The 21,398-nt window shown below is 35.9% G+C and carries 18 protein-coding genes; 15 read left to right on the forward strand and 3 right to left on the reverse strand.

The window, feature by feature from the left end; translation table 11 throughout:
• Window positions 1-439 precede the first annotated feature (439 nt).
• The 12 genes from BLO34_RS05115 (at window position 440) to BLO34_RS05175 (ending at window position 13,332) form a co-directional block, all read left to right on the forward strand.
• Window positions 440-1,795, forward strand: a complete 1,356-nt coding sequence (locus BLO34_RS05115; RefSeq protein ID WP_157686688.1) for a DUF4831 family protein — start codon at window positions 440-442, stop codon at window positions 1,793-1,795.
• Window positions 1,796-1,955: 160 nt separating this feature from the next.
• The gene (locus BLO34_RS05120) at window positions 1,956-2,561 is read left to right on the forward strand and encodes an ankyrin repeat domain-containing protein (protein WP_090753161.1); all 606 of its coding nucleotides are present in this window, start codon (window positions 1,956-1,958) and stop codon (window positions 2,559-2,561) included.
• 714 nt (window positions 2,562-3,275) lie between these two features.
• Entirely contained in the window at window positions 3,276-3,815 is a 540-nt protein-coding gene (locus BLO34_RS05130; RefSeq protein WP_090753164.1) for a TPM domain-containing protein, read from the forward strand.
• 215 nt (window positions 3,816-4,030) lie between these two features.
• Complete coding sequence (locus tag BLO34_RS05135) at window positions 4,031-4,669, forward strand: tetratricopeptide repeat protein (RefSeq protein ID WP_090753166.1); 639 nt, start codon at window positions 4,031-4,033, stop codon at window positions 4,667-4,669.
• A gap of 715 nt (window positions 4,670-5,384) precedes the next feature.
• Entirely contained in the window at window positions 5,385-6,299 is a 915-nt protein-coding gene (locus tag BLO34_RS05140; RefSeq protein WP_090753168.1) for a hypothetical protein, read from the forward strand.
• A gap of 237 nt (window positions 6,300-6,536) precedes the next feature.
• A complete protein-coding gene (locus BLO34_RS05145) occupies window positions 6,537-7,385 on the forward strand; it encodes a hypothetical protein (protein WP_090753169.1) in 849 nt (282 codons plus the stop codon).
• A 217-nt stretch (window positions 7,386-7,602) separates the two neighbouring features.
• Entirely contained in the window at window positions 7,603-8,274 is a 672-nt protein-coding gene (locus BLO34_RS05150; protein ID WP_090753171.1) for a hypothetical protein, read from the forward strand.
• Window positions 8,275-8,363: 89 nt separating this feature from the next.
• Window positions 8,364-9,650 (forward strand): hypothetical protein, encoded by a 1,287-nt coding sequence (locus BLO34_RS05155; protein WP_090753172.1) that lies wholly within the window; start codon window positions 8,364-8,366, stop codon window positions 9,648-9,650.
• Window positions 9,651-10,284: 634 nt separating this feature from the next.
• Window positions 10,285-10,824, forward strand: a complete 540-nt coding sequence (locus tag BLO34_RS05160; RefSeq protein WP_090753174.1) for a TPM domain-containing protein — start codon at window positions 10,285-10,287, stop codon at window positions 10,822-10,824.
• Between the two features lie 206 nt (window positions 10,825-11,030).
• Window positions 11,031-11,396: a hypothetical protein gene (locus BLO34_RS05165; protein ID WP_090753175.1), complete on the forward strand. Its 366-nt coding sequence runs from the start codon at window positions 11,031-11,033 to the stop codon at window positions 11,394-11,396.
• 99 nt (window positions 11,397-11,495) lie between these two features.
• Window positions 11,496-12,719 carry a M23 family metallopeptidase gene (locus BLO34_RS05170; protein ID WP_157686690.1) on the forward strand — a complete coding sequence of 408 codons (1,224 nt, stop codon included), beginning with the start codon at window positions 11,496-11,498 and terminating at the stop codon, window positions 12,717-12,719.
• A 184-nt stretch (window positions 12,720-12,903) separates the two neighbouring features.
• Window positions 12,904-13,332 carry a DNA-binding protein gene (locus tag BLO34_RS05175; protein ID WP_090753178.1) on the forward strand — a complete coding sequence of 143 codons (429 nt, stop codon included), beginning with the start codon at window positions 12,904-12,906 and terminating at the stop codon, window positions 13,330-13,332.
• 225 nt (window positions 13,333-13,557) lie between these two features.
• On the opposite strand, the gene BLO34_RS05180 is transcribed toward BLO34_RS05175, so the two are convergent.
• Window positions 13,558-16,014, reverse strand: coding sequence for a zinc-dependent metalloprotease (locus tag BLO34_RS05180; protein WP_090753180.1), 2,457 nt, complete (start codon window positions 16,012-16,014; stop codon window positions 13,558-13,560).
• Between the two features lie 54 nt (window positions 16,015-16,068).
• Here BLO34_RS05180 and BLO34_RS05185 point away from each other — a divergent pair, with 54 nt between their 5' ends.
• Window positions 16,069-16,671, forward strand: a complete 603-nt coding sequence (locus BLO34_RS05185) for an NUDIX domain-containing protein (RefSeq protein ID WP_231959567.1) — start codon at window positions 16,069-16,071, stop codon at window positions 16,669-16,671.
• Between the two features lie 2 nt (window positions 16,672-16,673).
• On the opposite strand, the gene BLO34_RS05190 is transcribed toward BLO34_RS05185, so the two are convergent.
• Window positions 16,674-18,668, reverse strand: coding sequence for a hypothetical protein (locus tag BLO34_RS05190; protein ID WP_090753181.1), 1,995 nt, complete (start codon window positions 18,666-18,668; stop codon window positions 16,674-16,676).
• Between the two features lie 263 nt (window positions 18,669-18,931).
• Window positions 18,932-20,290 carry an NAD-dependent succinate-semialdehyde dehydrogenase gene (locus BLO34_RS05195; RefSeq protein WP_090753183.1) on the reverse strand — a complete coding sequence of 453 codons (1,359 nt, stop codon included), beginning with the start codon at window positions 20,288-20,290 and terminating at the stop codon, window positions 18,932-18,934.
• A gap of 154 nt (window positions 20,291-20,444) precedes the next feature.
• On the opposite strand from BLO34_RS05195, the gene BLO34_RS05200 reads away from it, so the two are divergent.
• Window positions 20,445-20,855 (forward strand): glyoxalase, encoded by a 411-nt coding sequence (locus BLO34_RS05200; RefSeq protein ID WP_090756455.1) that lies wholly within the window; start codon window positions 20,445-20,447, stop codon window positions 20,853-20,855.
• A gap of 74 nt (window positions 20,856-20,929) precedes the next feature.
• The gene (locus BLO34_RS05205; RefSeq protein WP_090753185.1) at window positions 20,930-21,385 is read left to right on the forward strand and encodes a hypothetical protein; all 456 of its coding nucleotides are present in this window, start codon (window positions 20,930-20,932) and stop codon (window positions 21,383-21,385) included.
• The last annotated feature ends 13 nt before the right edge of the window (window positions 21,386-21,398 follow it).

The raw sequence follows: 21,398 nt of genomic DNA on the forward strand, positions 1-21,398 counted from the left end.
CTACGAGCCATATACACAACCGTTCAGGCCAATTGCCTGCGGCCGTAGCTCTCCGCTATGAAAATCGGATTTTAATCCAGTCTATATCATAAAGATCAATTGACCGAAATCTATCGGATAGCGTAAAGCCAAAGCTTGGTAAAATCCAATTTTCAAGACTCCCAATCTACTCAATTGGCCTGAACGGCAAAGGTGTGAAACGCCTTGAACAAGAATTGGTTTGTACCTGGAACAACCACGCTGCCACAAACAACAGTCATGAACAATGTATAAAGCGCATGAGGCGTTCCAAATGCTCAACGCGAGGCTTCAATTCAATAACATTGCATATCTTCATCAAGATAAAACTATTTAAGGCAAGGTAACAGCCAAATGAAGGAGAACGCCTCACACGCATTATACCTTTGCCGTTATGTGTAAGTTAGAAAAAACAAATATTATGAAAAAAACTATCTATTTATTATTTACCTGTTTAGTATTAATTTCTTGTAGTAAAAGTCTTTATACTTCAACTTATGAAACAGATAAACAAGGAGTCTCATATAATTTGCCTAAAAACTTACTAAAAGTTGAAGTCGTTTACACGATAAATGAACCTCGATACATAGATAATGGAGAAGATAAAAAACTTGTTGGAGAATTTCCCAAAATAACAATAGAAGACCCTGTATCTATTTCTACAGTTTTGGTTGCTGACAAATCAAAAACATACCTTATCACCTCTAATGAAATATCTAATAGTTTCTTTTTGAAATCTGATATAGATATAAAACTTTCCGATAATGGACTTTTATCTTCAATTGATTCAGACGTCGATGACAATTCAATTGATTTTGCTGAAAACATTGTGATATCAAGTGCGAAATTGGCTAAAACTTTAGCAGTACCAGGATTTCATAAAGGTTCACCTTTTTTAGATGACCAAATAGAAGCGACTAGAAAGGAAATTTATGATTTTATTATAAAAATACAGAGAGATATTATCAAAATAAAAAAGAAAGAAGATTTAGAGCTTGCGTTGAAAAAAGTTGATTTTTATAAAAGTCAAATTGAATGGAGCTTGAAGAATTTTAAAACATATTACAAGAAAACAAAATTAAAATACACTATTATCATTGACCCAACAGAGAAGTACACGAAAAAAGGTGTTTCATCAATTGTGGAAAATAGTAAAATATATCACAACATATTCCCTACACATATTTTTCCCGACGGAAGCGAATTTAATGATACAATTTCTATCGAATTACCTCAAACAAAAGAAAATCTATTCGACCCATTAAAAGGAAAAGAACAAGTGCAAGGAATTGTATACAGAGCACCATCAAATGTGAATATAGACATAACCTCAAATAAAAATTTATTAGGTACTACATCTATTTATTTAGCTCAATTTGGAAAGACCTCTGTAATTCCAGTAGATTCTAAAAAAGGTGGAAAAAAGAAAACATCCCTTGTTTTTAGTTCTGTAACAGGTGGTTTAGTTAATCAAAAAGTTGTTGCTGGTAGTTCTTCTGAAAAATTATCAAAATCTATAAAAAATTCTGTCGATGCTGTTAGCGAAACTATTGAATACTTAAAATTTGAGGCGGAAATAAAAGAATTAACAAAAGAAAAATCAATAAAAGACCTGAAAGACTCTTTAAAAGAGCCTGAAAAAGTCGAAGAAGAAAGTGAAACGGAATTTGAAAGAATTTTAAGGGAAACAAAAGAAAAACAACAAATATTAGAGCTGGAGTTACTTATAAAACAAATTCAAAAACAAATTGAAAAATTAGAAGAAGACAGTGAATAACCTACACATAACACCGTATAAAAATAATTGCGGTTTAGTGCTTAATCAAAGGTCGTTGCGTGTTTGTAACGTCTGAATTTCTTTCGGAAATTCCTCGCATACAAACCCGCAACTATTCTTATACATAAACGTTGTACTGCATTAAACCAATCATTAAACTATGAGCTTATTCAAAGGTTTGTTTTCTTCAAATAAGTCTGAAAAAGAGTTCGGAATTGAACTTTTTAGAGCATTGTACGAACCGAACAAACAAAAGGTTATTGAACTGATAACAAAAGGTAAGATTGACCTAAACGGATATTTAGATAATTCAAATTCAATTCTTATCAATGCAGTAAACTGTTCGTCTGAATTTCAAGACTCAAAAGAACAGTTAGATTTAATAAACTACCTGCTCGAAAATAATGCGGATGTAAATTATAAAAACGATAACGGATTTAATGCCTTACATATCGCTCTATCATATCATAATCTTTCAAAAACTTCTTTACTTCTTATTAATAGTGGAAATCCTAATATAAATGATGCGGAAAATAAAAATGGAAATAGTCCTATATTTACTGCAATTCGTGAATATGGATTGACTTGGCGGGATGAACAGAAAGAGGTCAATCAATTAAGATTTGAGATTATTAAAGAATTATTGAATCGTGGTGCTGATTTAGACCAAAAAAACAAGCACGGAATTTCATCGAGAAAATGGCTTGAGACCATTGCCGAAAATGATAAATTGCATAATCTGATTAAAGAATATGACGGAAAATAACGCAGTACAACAACGTATAAAAATAATAGGGCAATTGTAGCAAAACCGAATGGTTCGGGCGCATTTGCAAGGTCGCCAAATTTTTAAATTTGGCTATTTGAGAAAAGAAAGGTAAATAGAAAATTTAAAAATTCGGCTTGTGTTTCATTCGAAAAATTAACGCTTATTTTCAGCGCTACTTTTCATATACAAAACCGTTCAGGCTAATTGCCTGCGGCCGTAGCTTTTTGTCTTCCTCTCGTTCGCTATCTCACTCGTCGGAGACAGGATGAAAATTGGATTTTGATCCAGTCAATACTATAAAAATCAATTGACCGAAACCTGTCGGATAGCGTGAAGCCAAAGCTTGGTAAAATCCAATTTTCAAGACCTGCCTGCCAGAGGCACGACAGGCAGGCTCCCAATCTACTCTTATGTCTTCCTCTCGCTCGTCGGAGACAGAAACGGCAAAGGTGTGAAACGCCTTGAACATGAATTGGTTTGTACCTGGAACAACCACGCTGCCACAGACAACTGGCATAAACAATGTATAAAGCGCATGAGGTGTGCATTCCTCTCGCTGCGCTCGTCGGATGCAGGATGCTACTCGTGAGGCAATAATTCAATGACATTGCATATCTTCATCAACCTAAAACAATTAAGGCAAAGTAACAGCCAAATGAAAGGGAACGCCTCACACGCATTATACCTTTGCCGTTGCCAACAATACGAAAAATGAAAATCGGAACTAAAATATTAATCCTTTTCTTGACTTTAAATTTTCTTTCTTGCAAAGGAATTGCTCAAGAAACGGAAACTAAAAAACCGACAACTGAAATTGATTTTTCAGACAAAGAAAAAAGTTCTATTCCGAAACCAATTGGAATTATAAATGATTACGGACAAATTTTTACGGAATCACAACGAACTGAATTATCGAAAATTCTTTACGATTACAATATTGAAACGACAAGACAAATTGTTGTGGTTACAGTTGACAGCATAAAATCATATAACGATATCCAAAAATTCGCAACGGATTTAGGACAAACTTGGGGAGTTGGAACGGCTGAAAAAAATAACGGATTGACAATAGTTGTGTGTAATCCTTGCAGACAAATCGGAATTGCAACTGGAACTGGAACTGAATTGATTTTGACTGACGAAGTTTGTAAAAAAGTAATTGACGAAAAAATAATACCTGAATTTAAAAACGGAGAATTTTATATCGGAATTAAAAAAGGCATGATAGAATTAATAGAAAAGTGGAAATAAGTACTGTTGGCAACAACGTATATAGCTCATAGCTAGTAAGTTGCTTAATCGAAATTAAGGCATATTTGCTAGTCCGCCAAATTTTTTAATTTGGCTTATTGAGAAAAAAGATAATAAGAAAATTAAAAAATTCGGCTCGTGCTCAATCCGAAAATAATTTCATAATTTGCACGCTACGAGCCATATACACAACCGTTAGGCATAATTTAAAAAAAATGAGAAATACATTAATAATTCTGATTTCAATATTATTTTTTGGCTGTGGAGCGAAAAAACAAACTGCAACTAAATCGAATGACATTTTTGCAGAAGCACAAGAAATGATTAAAAATGAACAATGGAAACAAGCGGAAGAAAGGCTAAATACATTGATAACTTTATATCCAAATAATGCTGATTTATATTTTAAGCGTGGATACGTTCGAGAAATGGATTTGAGATACGAAGAATGTATTCCTGACTTTACAAAAGCTATTTCTTTAAAGCCAAGTATGCACACAGCTCGAACCAATCGTGGATTTGCATATCGAAATTTGGAGCAATACGAAAAAGCTATTGCAGATTTTACGGCTGAACTTGCTGTAAATCCAAACGCATATTCTTACGAACATAGAAGTCAAGTTTACTATTTGACGAAAGAATATGGAAAAGCTTTGACGGACGTAAACAAATCAATACAAAAAGACCCAAATAACTCAATTTCATTTAAGACCAGAGCATTAATTTACAAAGCGACTGATTTAAAAAAAGAAGCCTGTGCCGATAAACAAACTGCGTTAGAACTAAATATTTTAGAAAAATATCCAAAATACGAAACAGATATTTCGGAATTGGTTGAATACTGTCGCGAATAAAAACTATGCCTAACAATGTATATAAAAAATAGCGCGGGCATTAGCAAACACATAGGTTCGGGAACTTTTTCGATGTCGCCAAATTTTTAAATTTGGCTATTTGAGACAAAAAAGATAAATAGAAAAATTTAAAAATTCGGCTTGAGTTTAACCGAATGGATAGCGCACTTTTTCAGCGCTACTTTTCATATACTCGACCGTTCAGGCCAATTGCCTGCGGCCGTAGCTCTCCGCTATGAAAATCGGATTTTGATCCAGTCTTTACCATAAAAATCAATTGACCGAAATCTATCCGATAGAATAAAGTCAAAGCTTGGTAAAATCCAATTTTCAAGACTCCCGATCTACTCTTATGTCTTCCTCTCGCTCCTACCTCGCTCGTCGGAGACAGAAACGGCAAAGGTGTGAAACGCCTTGAGCAAGAATTGGTTTATACTTGGAACAACCACGCTGCCACAGACAACTGGCATGAACAATGTATAAAGCGCATGAGGTGTGCATTCCTCTCGCTGGGCTCGTCGGATGCAGGATGCTACTCGTGAGGCAATAATTCAATGACATTGCATATCTTCATCAATCTTAAACAATTTAAAGCAAGGTAACAGCCAAATGAAAGGGAACGCCTCACACGCATTATACCTTTGCCGTTGTCTTTAATGCTGAAAAAATCCGTTTCATAAAATTATATCTTTGCTTTTGAACCGAATTGAATTTTATGAATCAACAAAATAAAAAAATATCTGCTCAAGGAATATTAGCTTTGAAAGAAGCATTATCTGTTATTTTTTGGAAAAAAGAACAGTTAAAAGATTTTGTGAAATTGACTTTGAATAACTCATCGATTGTTAATTACATTGACTGGTCAGGCTCAAAACGAGAAAGTGTAAAGGAATTGTTAGAAAGAATGACTAATCGCCTTGATATTTACCGTGATGATTTAATGAATTTAATTTTAGCAGTAACTGATTTCAATGACTATTCACATCTTGAATTTTGGGATGAAGATGGCTCAAAGAGAAAAAAAGCCAAATTAGCTGTAGAAAAGTTAAGAACGCAAACGAAAGGTTACATCCAAATCACAAAAGAAAAAGATGATGCACGCAAAAGAAAATTAGAAGTTGAGAAAAGAATTGCAAAAAGCAAATCACTTGATGATGAATTAATTGCCTTAAAAAATAGATTTATTGAAATCTCAATGATGACGAATCTGCAAAAACGAGGTTTTGAATTAGAGCCATTTTTAAACGATTTGTTTCTACTTTACGATTTAGACCCAAAAGGCTCGTTTAAAAATTATGGAGAGCAAATTGATGGGGCATTTACTTTTGATAACACAGATTACTTAATGGAGGCTAAATGGAAACGACAAGTAGATAGAAGTGATTTAGCAAGTTTTACATATAAAGTTGAAACCAAATTAAGAATCGCAATGGGTTTGATGGTAACTATTGATGGACTAACACCACAAGCGATTGCACCAGAATTTAAGTCAATAATAATTATGGATGGAGTGGATATTATGGCAGTTCTTGAAGGTCGAGTAAAATTGCCAGATTTGCTTTATCGAAAAAGGAGAAAAGCAAACGAAACAGGAAAGATTTATGTCAACTATTTTGAGTTGATTGGATAAAGACATTGCGGAAAGCACTAAAGACAACAACGTATAAAAACAATAGGGCAATGGTAGCAAAACCGAATGGTTCATGCACTTTTTAGAAGTCGCCAAATTTTTAAATTTGGCTTATTGAGAAAAGTAAAGTAATAAGAAAAATTTAAAAATTCGGCTCGGGTTCAACCGAATGGATAGCGCACTTTTTCAGCGCTACTTTTCATATACTCGAACGTTATCTCTCATTATAATCAACCTATGAAAAGAAGTTTCAGATTTAATAAATTATATGTGATTGAATCACTCGAAGCTGATGAAAAACAAACTGGAACCGAATTGTACAATGATTTATTGCGATGGAAAGTTATTGGCACCGAAAAGTTAAGTGCTGAAATAATAAATGCAAACTCAAAAAAAGAATTTTTCTCGATAATACAAAGAATTCAAAGTGACTGTAAAAAGGAAGACATCTTCCCGATTATTCACCTCGAAATTCACGGTAGTAAATATTTAGATGGGCTCGTTTTAAATTCCGGAGAATTGATTAGATGGATGGAATTGTACGATGATTTGGTAAGACTAAATGAGAGTATAGGTAATAATCTTTTTTTAACAATGGCAGTATGTCACGGCGCACATTTGATGCAATTAATTAAAATTGATAAGCCTTCACCATATTGGGGAATAATCGGCTCTTTCGATGAAATTTACCAACAAGATATATTAGTAAGGTATAATCAATTTTACGACGAGTTTCTAACATCATTTGATTTAGATAAGTCAATTGAGAGATTGCAAAAAGCTAACGAAATAATGCCAGCTGATTATAGATATATAAATTCGGAAGAAACGTTTGAAAAAGTATATAATGATTACTTGAACGAACAATTTTCTACGAAAGCCATTAAAAAGAGAGCAAATGATACTATTATTGAAGAAAATTTAAATATTGTAACAAGAAATGATAAGAGAAAATTTTATAGAGATTTTAGGAAAAGATTAGAGAAAACCAAAAAGCATTATTTTCAGAAACATCACGATATATTTTTTATGATTGACAAGTTCCCAAATAATAAGAATAGATTTAAAGTTAATGTAACACCCTAAAATAACGAGAGATAACAATGTATATAAAAAATAGCGCGAGCAGTTCCTAACTCAAAGGTTTGGGCACTTTTTCGAGGTCGCCAAATTTTTAAATTTGGCTATTTGAGAAAAGAAAAATAAATAGAAAAATTTAAAAATTCGGCTTGAGTATAACCGAATGGATAGCGTACTTTTTCAGCGCTACTTTTCATATACTCGACCGTTGCCATTAATTTGAATGAAACTAACTGACCAAATAAAAATCCGAGAACTGAAATTCAAACCAAAGGTGGAAATTTTAGAAAATACCGTTGAATTGAACGACATCGGAATTTCAATTCCAATACTCAACGGATTTACAGTTGATGACGGTGGAATTTTTGAAAATTTTAAAACGGAATATATTTTTCCAGAAAACTCGGAATTTTCAAAAAAGGACAGAGAAAACTTTGAAAACGGGATTTTTCCACCTGTTTTTACACTCAAAAAAAGTAATGGAAGACCAATTATTGCTTGTTACTTATTTGACATTAGAGCATTAAAAGGTGGAAGTAACCTAAACATTCGGAGCATAAACAAGTTTGAGTTAATGTGGACACCATATTTAGCAAAAAAGACAAACGAAGTACCAATGAATGCCAAAAGGATTCTGAAAAACCTGACTGGAGCACTTTCGACCGAATACGGATTTGAATATAAAACCAAAAATGGAACTGAATCAATTCCATCTAATTTAAGAATATTGACATACGAAGTTGGGAATTTTGTATTGACTTTTTATTTAGTTTATGATAAGGCGAATGACTTGAAACAAACCGAGTTGGATTCTTTCATTGACGGAATAAAAACTAATGGCAACAATGGCTATAATTCATTGTGGCAAAAAGCTAAATCGATGTTTTATCTATAAATCTAACGGCTGGATTTCGGCGGAATAATCCTGCGGATGATTCCACAACGAAATCATATCCGAGACCGTTAGCAATAATTTAACCACGAATGCGAATACACTCAATAGATAGATTATCTGAACAAATTAAAAATTCAAAAAGCAAAGAGTATTTTGAAGAAGTAATACGGTCTTATTATTCAAATAATTATCGTTCAGCAATAGTAATGTTGTACTCTATCGTAATTTGTGACTTAGTGTTCAAATTGCAAGAATTAAAAGACCAGTTCAATGACAATAGTGCAAAAAATATCCTTGAAGAAATTGAGGATTTACAAAAACGAAATCCAACATCATCACATTGGGAAACTAAACTAATTGAATTAATAAAAGAGCAAACAAATATACTTGAACACGCTGATTTTGAAAATATTTTACACCTTCAAAAACATAGACATCTATGCGCTCATCCAGTAATGTTACAGAATTACAAGTTATATAGTCCTAATCAGGAAACAGTAAGAAGTCACGTAATAAATATTCTTGAAGGTCTATTAACAAAACCAGCATTATTATCGAAGAAAATATTCAATGAATTTTTATCAAATTTAGCTGAAATTAAAGAGATTTTAATTACCGAAAAAGATATTGAAACTCATTTAAAGTCTAAATACTTCGAGAATTTAAATCCAACCATTGAGAGAGAAATTTTTCGTTCATTATGGAAAATTGTCTTTAAAATGGACAATGTAGAATGCAATGAAAATAGAGAAATAAACTATAAAGCTTTGGACATAATTCTTCAGAGAAATTATGATACTTTAATAAATTATATAAAAGACGAAAGTCAGTATTTCAGTAACAATTTAAATTTAGACTTTTTTGATTTTATTTTAAAGTTTATAAATAACAATCCAAAAGTTTTAGATAGTCTAAATGAAAGTTCAAAAACTTTGATTGAAAATAAAATTAACCAAGATGAAAATTATATTTTTTTAGCTTGGTATCTGAACGATTCCCTAACTAAACATTTGACATTTTTAAAGAGTAAAGACGATTATGATTTTAATTTAGCGATTAACACTAATACAATTGTTCTACTTTTTAACACTTTCAAAAAACAAGGACTATTCAGCCAAGGAAAAGAACTTGTAATAATGATGTATGGAAATAGTAAAAGCTTTGACCAAGCCGATTCAAGGTTTGACAATCTTATTCAACCATTATTACCTCAATTTACATTGCTTGAACTTACTGAATTGATTAAATGCATACACGAAAATGGACAAGTACACGGAAGAAGATATGCTAAATGGAGTAATCGTCTTATTAAAGAAAAATTAGATGATTTAAACCCTAATTTTGATTTAAGCCAGTATAACTATTTTGAGACATAAAAACTATTGCTAACACCGTATATAATTTATTGCTAGTTCTAGCCTACTTACGAAAATCCTCGCGGATTTTCTATTCGGTTTTTATTTGCTAAATTAGGTGCTTAAACCACGCAACAAACCATATACAACAACGTTCAGGCCAATTGCCTGCGGCCGTAGCTTTTTGTCTTCCTCTCGTTCGCTCTCTCACTCGTCGGAGACAGGATGAAAATCGGATTGTGATCCAGTCTATACCATAAAAATCAATTGACCGAAATCTATCCGATAGCGTAAAGCCAAAACTTGGTAAAATCCAATTTTCAAGATTCCCGATCTACTCTTATGTCTTCCTCTCGCTCCTACCTCGCTCGTCGGAGACAGAAACGGCAAAGGTGTGAAACGCCTTAAGCAAGAATTGGTTTGTACCTGGAACAACCACGCTGCCACAGACAACTGGCATGAACAATGTATAAAGCGCATCAGGTATGCATTCCTCTCGCTGCGCTCGTCGGATGCAGGATGCTACTCGTGAGGCAATAATTCAATGACATTGCATATCTTCATCAATCTAAAACAATTTAAGGCAAGGTAACAGCCAAATGAAGGGGAACGCCTCACACGCATTATACCTTTGCCGTTACCTATAATACGAAAAATGAAAATCGGAACTAAAATATTAATCCTTTTCTTGACTTTAAATTTTCTTTCTTGCAAAGGAATTGCTCAAGAAACGGAAACTAAAAAACCGACAACTGAAATTGATTTTTCAGACAAGGAAAAAAGTTCTATTCCGAAACCAATTGGAATTATAAATGATTACGGACAAATTTTTACGGAATCACAACGAACTGAATTATCGAAAATTCTTTACGATTACGATATTGAAACGACAAGACAAATTATTGTGGTTACAGTTGACAGCATAAAACCATATAACGATATCCAAAAATTCGCAACGGATTTAGGACAAACTTGGGGAGTTGGAACGACTGAAAAAAATAACGGATTGACAATAGTTGTGTGTAATCCTTGCAGACAAATCGGAATTGCAACTGGAACTGGAACTGAATTGATTTTGACTGACGAAGTTTGTAAAAAAGTAATTGACGAAAAAATAATACCTGAATTTAAAAACGAAGAATTTTATATCGGAATTAAAAAAGGCGTGATAGAATTAATAGAAAAGTGGAAATAAGTACTGTTGGCAACAACGTATATAGCTCATAGCTAGTAAGTTGATTAATAGAAGTTAAGGTATATTTGCTAGTCCGCCAAATTTTTTAATTTGGCTTATTGAGAAAAAAGATAATAAGAAAAATCAAAAAATTCGGCTCGTGCTTCATCCGAATGGTTTGCGACTGTTTTCAGACCTTCTATTCTTATACCAGACCGTTGTAAACTATGCGAAATATAAAATTATACATAATAGTATCTTTTCTATCACTATCGTCGTGTGATGTAGTTACAGGAGAAGATGGAATTGTAATTGACAATATAACAGAAGAACGTATTTCTGGCGTACTAGTAAAATTACAAGTAGACAACGGACATTACGAAGAGGACACTACTGATGAAGCTGGATATTTTAATGTAGTTGAGGTGGAAAATTGTGGAATTGTTCCTTGTCCTGATGACTTCACAATTACACTTGAAAAAAACGGCTATCAAACTCTAATTATTAATGAGGCATATTATAACTCTGAACTTGCTGAATGGGTTAATGAAAGTATGAAAGACAGTCTCATAGTGAGATTAGTGCGGAATTAGCACAGATTACAACAACGAATAAAAAAAATAGGACAATTAGTACTTAACCGAACGGTTCGGGCACATTTGCAAGGTCACCAAACTTTTAAAATTGACCTCTTGAGAAGAAAATCAATGAGACAATCCATACTTATAGCAATTTTCTTAGTTATCATAGGTTGTAAAAAAGAAACCAAGTCCGCTGAGGAAAAATTAGAACCTACAACCGAACTGCAAAAGAAACTCAGGACAACTGATTTACCGATTGAAGTAATCCAGGCTAATGTTACTTATTTGAGCAGTCCCATATTAGCTGACAATGCTTCCCAATTGCGATATGAATTGAATATTGCGAACAATTACAGAATACCTTTCACTTTAAGAAAAGTTGAGATATACGATTTGCAAAATAACGATACCCCAATAGCTGAGTTTGGTTCAGTTTATATTGACGAGAATTTTGACAGACCTGGAAACGATGATATCGATGATTTGAAGCTTCTATCTGGAAATGAATTTGGTGTTTTAAATCTCAATCTAGTATTCAAACCAGAAAAAGCAATTCCTGAAAAGATATTTCACAAACTCTACTTTGAAAGAACTAAAAGTAGTGGCGAAACAGTGACACATCCTATGGAAGTTGCAGTAATAAGCATTCCAGAAACAAACAAATTCACTTTAGGTTTACCTTTCAATAAAAAAGGGAAATGGCTCTACGAGGCTGAAAGTCATCAAGGCGCCAGATTTTTAACCGAAGGTCGAGTGAATTATCCGCAAAGGTTTGCAATAGATTGGACACTCATTGATGACAGCGGTATTTTTGCCAAAAAAGATATCAAACAGAACAAAAATTGGGAAACTTATGGAATAGAGCTAATCGCTGTAGCAGATGGAAAAGTTGTCGGGATAAAAGATGAAATTATAGAAAACGAACCATTATCAGATGAAATGGCTGTGAGAATAACTCGGGAAACGATCGGTGGTAACTATGTTATTTTAGATATTGGAAACGGAATTTATGCTTTCTACGGTCATTTGATCCCGAATAGTCTCAGGGTAAAAATTGGTGATACCGTTCATAAAGGACAAATAATAGGACTATTAGGCAATAGCGGAAATTCAGACGCACCACATGTACATTTCCATTTAGAAAGTAAAAGCAACACCTTTTTTGGCGGAGAAGGAATACCGTATCATCTCGATAATTTTACCCAACTACAAAATTATTCTGAACAAGAAATAGCTGATCTATTTGATAGTAATTACGTTTCGTTAGATAACTTAAATCCAGTCAATAAGACTAATGAATTACCAATGGGATTTGGATTAATCGAAGTAGATTAATATTGAAAAAACCTAATGTTTTATAACAAATTAGTTATCCAGCAGAAACAATTCGGTTTTGTAAATTCGCCCTATTCCATTAGCACTCTTGGGATTTGCCAAAAGTCCTAATTTTATAAACCAGTCTACCGTCTTGATGTAACTTAATCCGATATTTGCAACGTAAAATATCATCAAAATATTTATGGACTTAAAACCAGGAGATAAAGTCAATCTAACCGTACAACACGAGTCACCGCTAGGTTTCAATGTTTTAATTGAAGGCGAGTTTGAAGGTTTGGTGTATCATGAGGATGTCTACATTGAATTGGAAGAAGGCATGGAAGGCATCGGTTTTATTAAGAACATCCGCGAGGATGGAAAAATTGATGTATCCCTACGTCCGCAAGGCTTTCTTAATGTCATCGACACAGATTCTGAAACCATTCTTGAAGCTCTTCGAGAAAGTGAGCATGATTATATTTTAGTTACTGACAAGAGTTCGCCAGACTCTATTCGTTCCCACATGAATATGAGCAAAAAGTCCTTCAAAAAAGCTGTAGGTAATCTCTATAAGCAAAAGTTAATTGCCATTAAAGAAGATCGTATAGAGCTCGTAGAAAGATCCTCGTAATCCTTCCTTACAAATGAGACAGTTCTGCAGTTAACTTAGCTTCGATTAGTCGTTTATCATCTTTTACCTTCTACGATAACTCATGGAATATCATTGATTTGATCTCAAATTTCAGAACATAGAAATGTAGGTTAATAGGTGTTCCGCTTTCGCGAAAGCGGAATCACCCACAAACAAAAAAGGCAGATCATATCGATCTGCTTTTCTTTTATACTTAGTTGAACCTTATTTCTCTGGATTGAGAATATCATCGATGCGAGCCAGTAGATCATCGTAGTGGAAACGGGTCACCGTATCGCTGGTTCCACGCCTTTTTGAGCGGATCAAGGACTGCAAGCTGTTGAGTTCTCCACGAACCAAGGAGCGCACATCGCTCTGGCTCACGTCATAATAATCACCACCACGGCCGCGTTGCATCTCTCCAGTCATCAAATAATTCAACCTATCCACATAGGCTCGTTCAAGATTACGCTGGTAGATATCCAGTTTTCCATTAGGCGAATAAACACCAGATCTCACGTCCTTCATCATATCCAAAGCACTGTAGTAATTGCTAGAAATCGTCTCTGCGTTGAGCAATCTGCCTATGCGGTCAAAGTCCAATAAGTCATTCAAGTATCTGGTCTGGATGGATCGCATACGCTCTGCATATCCAGAATAATCAATGTTCTGTACAATGGCAGGATCGATCAACCATTGTGGCGTTTCAAATACATTTTCATTCATCCATTCAACAGACTTCTCTTGAGTAGCCGCATCAACCGGTGTATAAACAGGTCCTGATTGGTTTGGCTTTTTTAGATCTTCATTAACACCACCAACGTTAGTCACAACGTGTCCTACATATCGTGACCAAACGCCCAATAGCTCACCATAGAGTTCTTCTAGATCATTGTAATTATTGGTTTCATCTGAGGTCCATTGCGGTAGGTTTTTGGCAACGTATTTTAGGTTTTTGATTCCGTAGGTGCTTGCTGCAATCGGGTCGTTACCAATGGCTTCTGTTTGTGATTGTGGGTCAAAACGGCTGCTCTGACGACCAAACTTATATCTAGGGTCGCCTGCCTTTTCCATGATCCACTCGTTAAGCGTTTCTACTTCGTCCTCTGGCGTGCTGGCATCTGGAATGACACGGTAACCCCAATTCACGGCATAATGATCGTAAGGACCCATCTGACGGACAAAACGGATATTCTCATCACCAGGCTGTGCAATGTAATTGTATCGCGCATAATCCATTAAGCTAGCTGCAATACCGTTCTCTTGGGTAAAGTCACCATCGCGATAATCCTCTACATTGTAGGCATAACTCGCTGCCATATTATGAGGGAATCCTAATGCGTGTCCTACCTCATGGGCAATTACCTGACGCATCATCTCTCCTATTTCTTCTGGCTCTGTATCCAGCGTTCTAGCTGATGGATTTGCAGCACCAGTTTCCAACAAATATCTGTTTCGGTACGATCTTAAGTGATTGTGGTACCAAATGATATCACTCTCAATGATTTCACCAGATCGTGGGTCACTCACACTAGGTCCAACGGCGTTACGGGTCGTACTCGCCACATAGCGCACCACTGAATAACGGATGTCCTCTGGACTGAATTCTGGATCTTCCTCTGCTGTAGGCGCATCCTTAGCAATAATAGCATTCTTAAATCCAGCCGACTCAAATGGCTTTTGCCAATCTTCAATACCTTGTTTGATGTATTCCTTAAGATTTTCAGGGGTTCCTGGATCCAGATAATAAACGATAGGTTTTGCCGGTTCCACCAATTCTCCTCTTGCATAAGCTTCGGGATCTTTAGGCTCTAATCTCCATCTACGTATATAGGTATTCTCATCTGCTTTCAATGCACTACTGGAATAATCAATCTGATCTATCGTGAAAAACCCAACGCGTGGATCATAAATTCTAGGAGTCATAGGATCTTCAGGCAACAAGATCATTGACTGATTCATTTGCAGACTTATAGAACCTACAGATCCATTTGATGGTGGCTCTGTAGCATTATAAGTAAAGTCTTGCTTCACCTCAATGTTTTCTGGGTAACTATTAATGGAGTTGATAAAACTACGGTCACTGTCAAGATTACGCACCTTGTAGGTAGATCTCATTCTAGAATCCAAACCACTTAAAGCAGGAACATCAGAACTAAAAAATTTAGTCACATCAATTACAGCGGCTGTAGAATCTGCGCTCATGGTTTCAATATCAAAAGCATAAAGAGTCGGTTCATAATTATTCACTCGAACCGAGTTCGTTATCGCTGCTGCAGAATCGCGGGTAATTTCAGAATACGACTTTACCTTTAATAATATCTTGTCCTGAAAACGCTGCCATGCAACGACTTGCTCATTGGTTTTACTACCAGCATTCATATATCCACCACCTAGGTTGGATGGGATCTGCGCAATACGGCTTACCAACAACATGTCTTTGTTGAGAACGTCTTTTGGGATCTCATAGTAAAACTTATCCTTAACCTGATGCACCTTGAAAAGGCCTTCATCGGTTTTGGCGTCTTTTGTAATCACCTTGGCATAGGGTTTCATCCCATCATCGTCCTTATATTTAGAGGATTCCGTACCAGATTTTGAGGCGACTGCCTTGCTTGATTTACAGCTTGAAAATACCATCGTTCCCGATAGAAGAATGGCAAAAATGATTCTTTGAGTCATAGAAATTTATTGAGGTTTCTAAATTAAGGATTTGAACTGTCAATAATAAATCCAGTGACCATTATCTTAGTCACAAACAAAGTAGCGATGGATTACCGTATTGAAAAAGAGAAGAAAGTATATGATGGATTTTTAAAAGTTCTAGAGGCCCAGGTGAAACACGATACTTTTGAACAAGAAACATACATCACTGCAAAAAGAGAGTGCCTAGAACGTGGTGATAGCGTTGCAGTTTTGGTTTACGAGGTGGATACGGACAGTTTTGTATTCACGAGGCAATTCCGCTATCCATCTGCCCGTCGCGGATCGCCGTGGATGCTGGAATTGGTTGCCGGTTCCATTGATGATGGTGAGAGTGATATCGCTTCCGCGAAAAGAGAACTTCAAGAAGAGATAGGTTACCAAGTCGACAAGCTTGAAAAGATCCATACCTACTTCCCATCACCTGGCGGCTGCTCAGAGCAGATCCATTTGTTCTATACTGAAGTCCACTCTAGTCAACAAACCCAAACCGGCGGCGGCAAGGAAAGCGAAAAAGAAGATATTCAGATCGTAAGAATCAAAAAGCTGGAAGCAAAAAAAATACTCCTTGAAGGAGCATTTAATAATAGTATTAGCATTATTGGGTTACAGTGGTGGTTTCTGAAAGATTCTTAAAATTACATTTTTTCGGCAGTCAGAGATACGGTGTTACCCACAAAGCGAGTTTCATTACCAGAAGTTCTGTAGGTGAAATATATACGATCTCCTGCATTTAAACTCTGAATAAATGTTTTTGAATTTCCAAAATAAGTATTTGAATTTGACGTCCCTGCAAATGATGTTGCTCTCGACAAAATACTAGCGCCAGATCCACTAGGTGCTCTAGCAACTGTAAGCTCAAAATTCCTGTCGGATGCATCCGACGTGAACATCGATGAACTATAGGTGATTTTATAACTTCCAGTAATTTGGATTTCTAAATAATTAGTTCCAGCCGTCATATTAAAATTATTATTCGCATTTGTACTCATTCCACCTAAAATGCGATATTTATTATCAGCAATAGGATTCTCATCAGCTGTATTATAAATCTCCCCATAAGCTTTAACATTATTGGACACTTGCCATGAAGCTACTCCGTTTGCATCAGATGTAAGAACTTTACCTTCTGCTTGAGTTCCATCCACGATCTTTACAGAACCTACAACGTGCAGTTTTTCATCGGGAGTTTCGGTTCCTATACCAACATCTGCATTGTTACCTAAAATAACAGAGTTCGCCTGACCAGCATCTACATTATGACCTATTGCGATAGCATTTGTTGCACTAGCGGTTGATAAATGACCTATAGAAATAGCGTCAGAACCTGAAGCATTTGCACCATTAATGTTGTTTGGATCACCGCCGCCAATTGCTATAGCATGAAGCCCATTTGCTCTTGTGTTAGAACCTAGGGTTGAAGCATACAAGCCAGCAGCCTCCGATTTGAATCCAACAACGGAAGATCCGCTTCCAGATGCTATGGCATCATTACCTAGTGAAGTGGCATTGTTGTTTGTCGCATCAGCGCCTGAACCAAATGCGGTGGCTCCGATTCCTGTTGCCGTGGCACCATATCCAAAAGCTGCCGTAAATGTGTTACTGGAGGATGCAAACGTACCAAAGGAAGCAGAATAATCTGCACTAGCTCTTGAACTAAGGCCTAAAGCTAACGATTGAACGCCTGTTGATTGAGCGTCACTACCAATAGCTAAACCGTTAGTTCCTGTATTTGAAACCAATGCCTTTTTACCTATTGCTATGCTGTTTTCACCTGCAGCGATGGCGAATTCACTAGCTGTGTCATCACCTCCACCAATTGAAATCGAATTATTCCCTTCTGCAGCGGCATTAGCACCGATCGCTGTGGCGTATTCTCCATTTGCACCACTTACACCTGTTTTACTATTTGAACCTAAGGCCGTGGATCCTAATGTTTCCGCTCTAGCACTATAACCGATTCCTGTCGCATAGGATTGCAAAGCGTAAGCTGCATTTCCTAACGCTGTCGATTGAAACCCTTCAGCTTTGGATGTAAGTCCTAAAGCACCAGCACTTTCTGCGGTTGCATTGGCAAGAGCTCCTATTGCAAACGTAGATTGTCCAGTAGCATTTGCTCCAAAACCTATTGCTATGGATGCTAATTGCGTTGCAGATGCATTGCTACCTATAACTATATTGTTTGTTGCAGAACTTGTTCCTCTACCTAACCTAATGGAACCATTGGTTTCAATACCACCAGCATCGGTATTATTAATTTTAAAATTTAATGACTGATCGTTAGTAGTTCCCAAAAACTCACTACCGGTAATCGAATTCCCTTGTAGCGTCCAGTCATTAGACTCTGTATTGAGGTCAAGAAATGTACTCCATTGACTACCATCCCAATAGGTATAACCTACATTTAATCCCACAACATTAGCAGTATTGTAAACTAATAGACCTGGTTTTGGATTTGCAATTGTTGAGATATCTAAAGTTCCTGTAAGCGATACTTTAGGCAAAATGACACCCTTATTTGAAGATACTACCTCTAATATGCTGGATTCATCAGGATCTACAGTTCCTATTCCCACTTGGGAAAACATAGGTAGCGTTATTAAGAAAGATATTAGTAGAGTAAAGTTTTTCATTTGTGAGTATTATCTTGCAAACATACTCGTAATGAAAGCGTTCGGTTTTAAAATTAGGTTAAACGATGGGTTTTTACCTTTAAAATATGCTTTTAATCTATATAACGGTTTATTTAACCTTTAAATTAAGCACTTTAACCGCTTAAGTATCTATTTAAGGCGGTTAACATATGTTAACTATAACTATGCCAAAAAAAATCGATGTCATTTCAAATAGAAAGGACATCGATAGAAATTTGTTAATTTTAATTAACAGTTTGCTGCTAGTATTTATTCACAACAACCGTTTTAATATTCACGAATTCTCTAATACCAAATCTAGAAAGCTCACGTCCATAACCAGAAATTCCTGTACCACCAAAGGGTAGATTAGGGTGACTGCTCACCTTTTCATTAATGAATACTGATCCATCATCAAAGTGAGAAACCATTTTTTCCATGCGTTCTGTATTTTCAGAAAATAGGCTTACTCCTAAACCAAATTCAGATTCGTTCACTAAGTCAATTGCCTCTTGATCACTTTCAAATAATGTAACAGACAGCAATGGTCCAAATGTTTCTTCTTTAAACACAGGCATCTCTTTAGTAACATTAGTCAAAATCGTAGGCTCAAAGAAGGCATCCTTTCTTTTACCACCTAAATGGATATCTGCACCCATGTTTACAGACTTGTGCATGGTTTCTTCTAGCTCTTCAGCAAGATCTGCTCTTGCCATCACACCTATATACGTATCTTCATGTAAAGGATCTCCAACTTTAAGATCCATGACCTTATTGGTCAATTTTTGAAGAAATACTGAAGTAATTTCTTTATGAAGTAGCAAGCGTTTTCCCGCGATACAGCTTTGTCCCGTATTTTGATATCTGGCATCTACACAGGTATCAACTGCGTTATCAATATCTGCATCATCAAAAACCACGAGCGCATTACTACCGCCTAATTCTAGAACCGTTTTCTTTATTTCACTACCAGCAGTGGAAGCCACAGCACTACCTGCAGGCTTAGAACCGGTAAGGGTTACCGCTTTAATTATAGGACTTTTAATAACAAATTCAATGGGATCGCTGCTCACAGTTAGATTCTTCAAACATCCTTCTAAGAATCCAGCCTCTTTAAACAATTCTTCCAGCATAATAGCACAGCCCATGACGCTGCTCGAGTGTTTAAGAACACCTACGTTACCAGCCATAAGTGCAGGAACGATAAAGCGCATCACTTGCCAGAAAGGATAATTCCATGGCATCACAGCTAGCACTACACCTATAGGTTCATAAGTAACATAAGATTTGTGGTAATCAGTATCAAACTGTTCTGAATCTAAAAATCCCGCAGCATTGTCAGCATAATAATCACATAACCAGGCACATTTTTCGGCTTCAGCTTTTCCTTGACTTATGGGTTTTCCCATTTCCATCGCCATCTGTCTCGCATACTCATTGGCATTTTTGCGCAACAGCTCACCTACTCGTTTTATGAGTTTTGCCCTGAAATTCATATCGGTTTTACGCCATTCCTTAAAGGCAATATCTGCGATTTTAAGTTTATCGTCAATTTGCTGCGCAGTGTCTTCTTTGTAAGATTTAAGTTCAGTGCCGTTGTATGGATTAATAGTCTTTATCATCTTTTTCTTTTAAAAATACGATTTGGCTCAACTTGCAGCGAGAGACTTTGCAATGGTTTAACTTATTTTGATTGTTGATAAGGTTGTGGAGAATGTCCGCTTTCGCGAAAGCGAAAAAACCACCATCATCCCTACATTTAAGAAACACTACATTATGGAAAATAGAGATGAGTATCTAGTCGCACTGCGTCCCGATATACCGAGCGCCAAAGTCAATGATACCATGAGTGCTGATGAACAGTTCCAGAATCGAACGCTGCGTCCCGTGGCAAAACTGCAACACGATCTACTTGTAGAGGTTTTTCGCAATTATATTAAGAAGCACAAGAATGTTTTTTATGGCTTGACTGCGGTAAAGCGAATTGATTACATAGAGAATGCGGTCAATCGGGATCAGAAATTTAGAAATAGCCTCAAGGGAATCATCATGGGAATGTTCACGATTACTGAATATCTGTTTTACATTTCCAATTCCAGTGCTCTCAATAAACGCATGATGAATATTGTAAGGGAACGTCTTATAAGTAGTATTCAGGTCTTTGAGCGGCCTACTATTGATTTATAGCTATATGCTAAATTTAAATTAAGTAAACCGGACGTGCTCCTGCTGCCTCATATCTTTACGCTAAATTATAGGCTATGAAAGAATTGAAAATGGCTGCCGTAGCAGCTTGTAAGCAAGAGATAAAAGATCGTATCGCTGTTCATAAAGAACAGCTTGATGATATCAATAACAGCATTGAATCGAACGAGACTAAACACGGTTATGACAACGATGATAGTCAGGGTGAGCTTTTAGGCGATTTTGAACGTTATGCACAATTGCGTGAAGAGCATGAAGATATGCTGGTTGCTTTCAATAATATTGACTTTCATGGTGGTAAAACTACAGTACAGGAAGGTGCAATAGTCAGAACTGCTGATAGACTGTTATTAATAAGCGTTGGCATAGGTCAGATAGAATTAAGAGAGCAAAACAGTGATTTATTTGCGATCTCAAACCAAGCTCCTTTATACCTAGCCATGAAAGGTTTACGGGAGAATGACTCTTTTACTTATAATGACAAGAAACACGATATAGTAGAAGTTTACTAATCTCGAATTTGAT

Origin of the sequence: Nonlabens sp. Hel1_33_55, assembly GCF_900101765.1 — a bacterium.
Lineage (GTDB): Bacteria > Bacteroidota > Bacteroidia > Flavobacteriales > Flavobacteriaceae > Nonlabens.

Excerpts from the sequence above, each read along its gene's own strand:
- BLO34_RS05145 (WP_090753169.1), top strand. The coding sequence starts at position 6,537 with ATGAAAAGAAGTTTCAGATTTAATAAATTATATGTGATTGAATCACTC.
- BLO34_RS05175 (WP_090753178.1), top strand. The coding sequence starts at position 12,904 with ATGGACTTAAAACCAGGAGATAAAGTCAATCTAACCGTACAACACGAG.
- BLO34_RS05160 (WP_090753174.1), top strand. The coding sequence starts at position 10,285 with ATGAAAATCGGAACTAAAATATTAATCCTTTTCTTGACTTTAAATTTT.
- BLO34_RS05120 (WP_090753161.1), top strand. The coding sequence starts at position 1,956 with ATGAGCTTATTCAAAGGTTTGTTTTCTTCAAATAAGTCTGAAAAAGAG.
- BLO34_RS05195 (WP_090753183.1), bottom strand. The coding sequence starts at position 20,290 with ATGATAAAGACTATTAATCCATACAACGGCACTGAACTTAAATCTTAC.
- BLO34_RS05130 (WP_090753164.1), top strand. The coding sequence starts at position 3,276 with ATGAAAATCGGAACTAAAATATTAATCCTTTTCTTGACTTTAAATTTT.
- BLO34_RS05135 (WP_090753166.1), top strand. The coding sequence starts at position 4,031 with ATGAGAAATACATTAATAATTCTGATTTCAATATTATTTTTTGGCTGT.
- BLO34_RS05190 (WP_090753181.1), bottom strand. The coding sequence starts at position 18,668 with ATGAAAAACTTTACTCTACTAATATCTTTCTTAATAACGCTACCTATG.
- BLO34_RS05165 (WP_090753175.1), top strand. The coding sequence starts at position 11,031 with ATGCGAAATATAAAATTATACATAATAGTATCTTTTCTATCACTATCG.
- BLO34_RS05155 (WP_090753172.1), top strand. The coding sequence starts at position 8,364 with ATGCGAATACACTCAATAGATAGATTATCTGAACAAATTAAAAATTCA.
- BLO34_RS05205 (WP_090753185.1), top strand. The coding sequence starts at position 20,930 with ATGAAAGAATTGAAAATGGCTGCCGTAGCAGCTTGTAAGCAAGAGATA.
- BLO34_RS05180 (WP_090753180.1), bottom strand. The coding sequence starts at position 16,014 with ATGACTCAAAGAATCATTTTTGCCATTCTTCTATCGGGAACGATGGTA.
- BLO34_RS05200 (WP_090756455.1), top strand. The coding sequence starts at position 20,445 with ATGGAAAATAGAGATGAGTATCTAGTCGCACTGCGTCCCGATATACCG.
- BLO34_RS05115 (WP_157686688.1), top strand. The coding sequence starts at position 440 with ATGAAAAAAACTATCTATTTATTATTTACCTGTTTAGTATTAATTTCT.
- BLO34_RS05150 (WP_090753171.1), top strand. The coding sequence starts at position 7,603 with ATGAAACTAACTGACCAAATAAAAATCCGAGAACTGAAATTCAAACCA.
- BLO34_RS05140 (WP_090753168.1), top strand. The coding sequence starts at position 5,385 with ATGAATCAACAAAATAAAAAAATATCTGCTCAAGGAATATTAGCTTTG.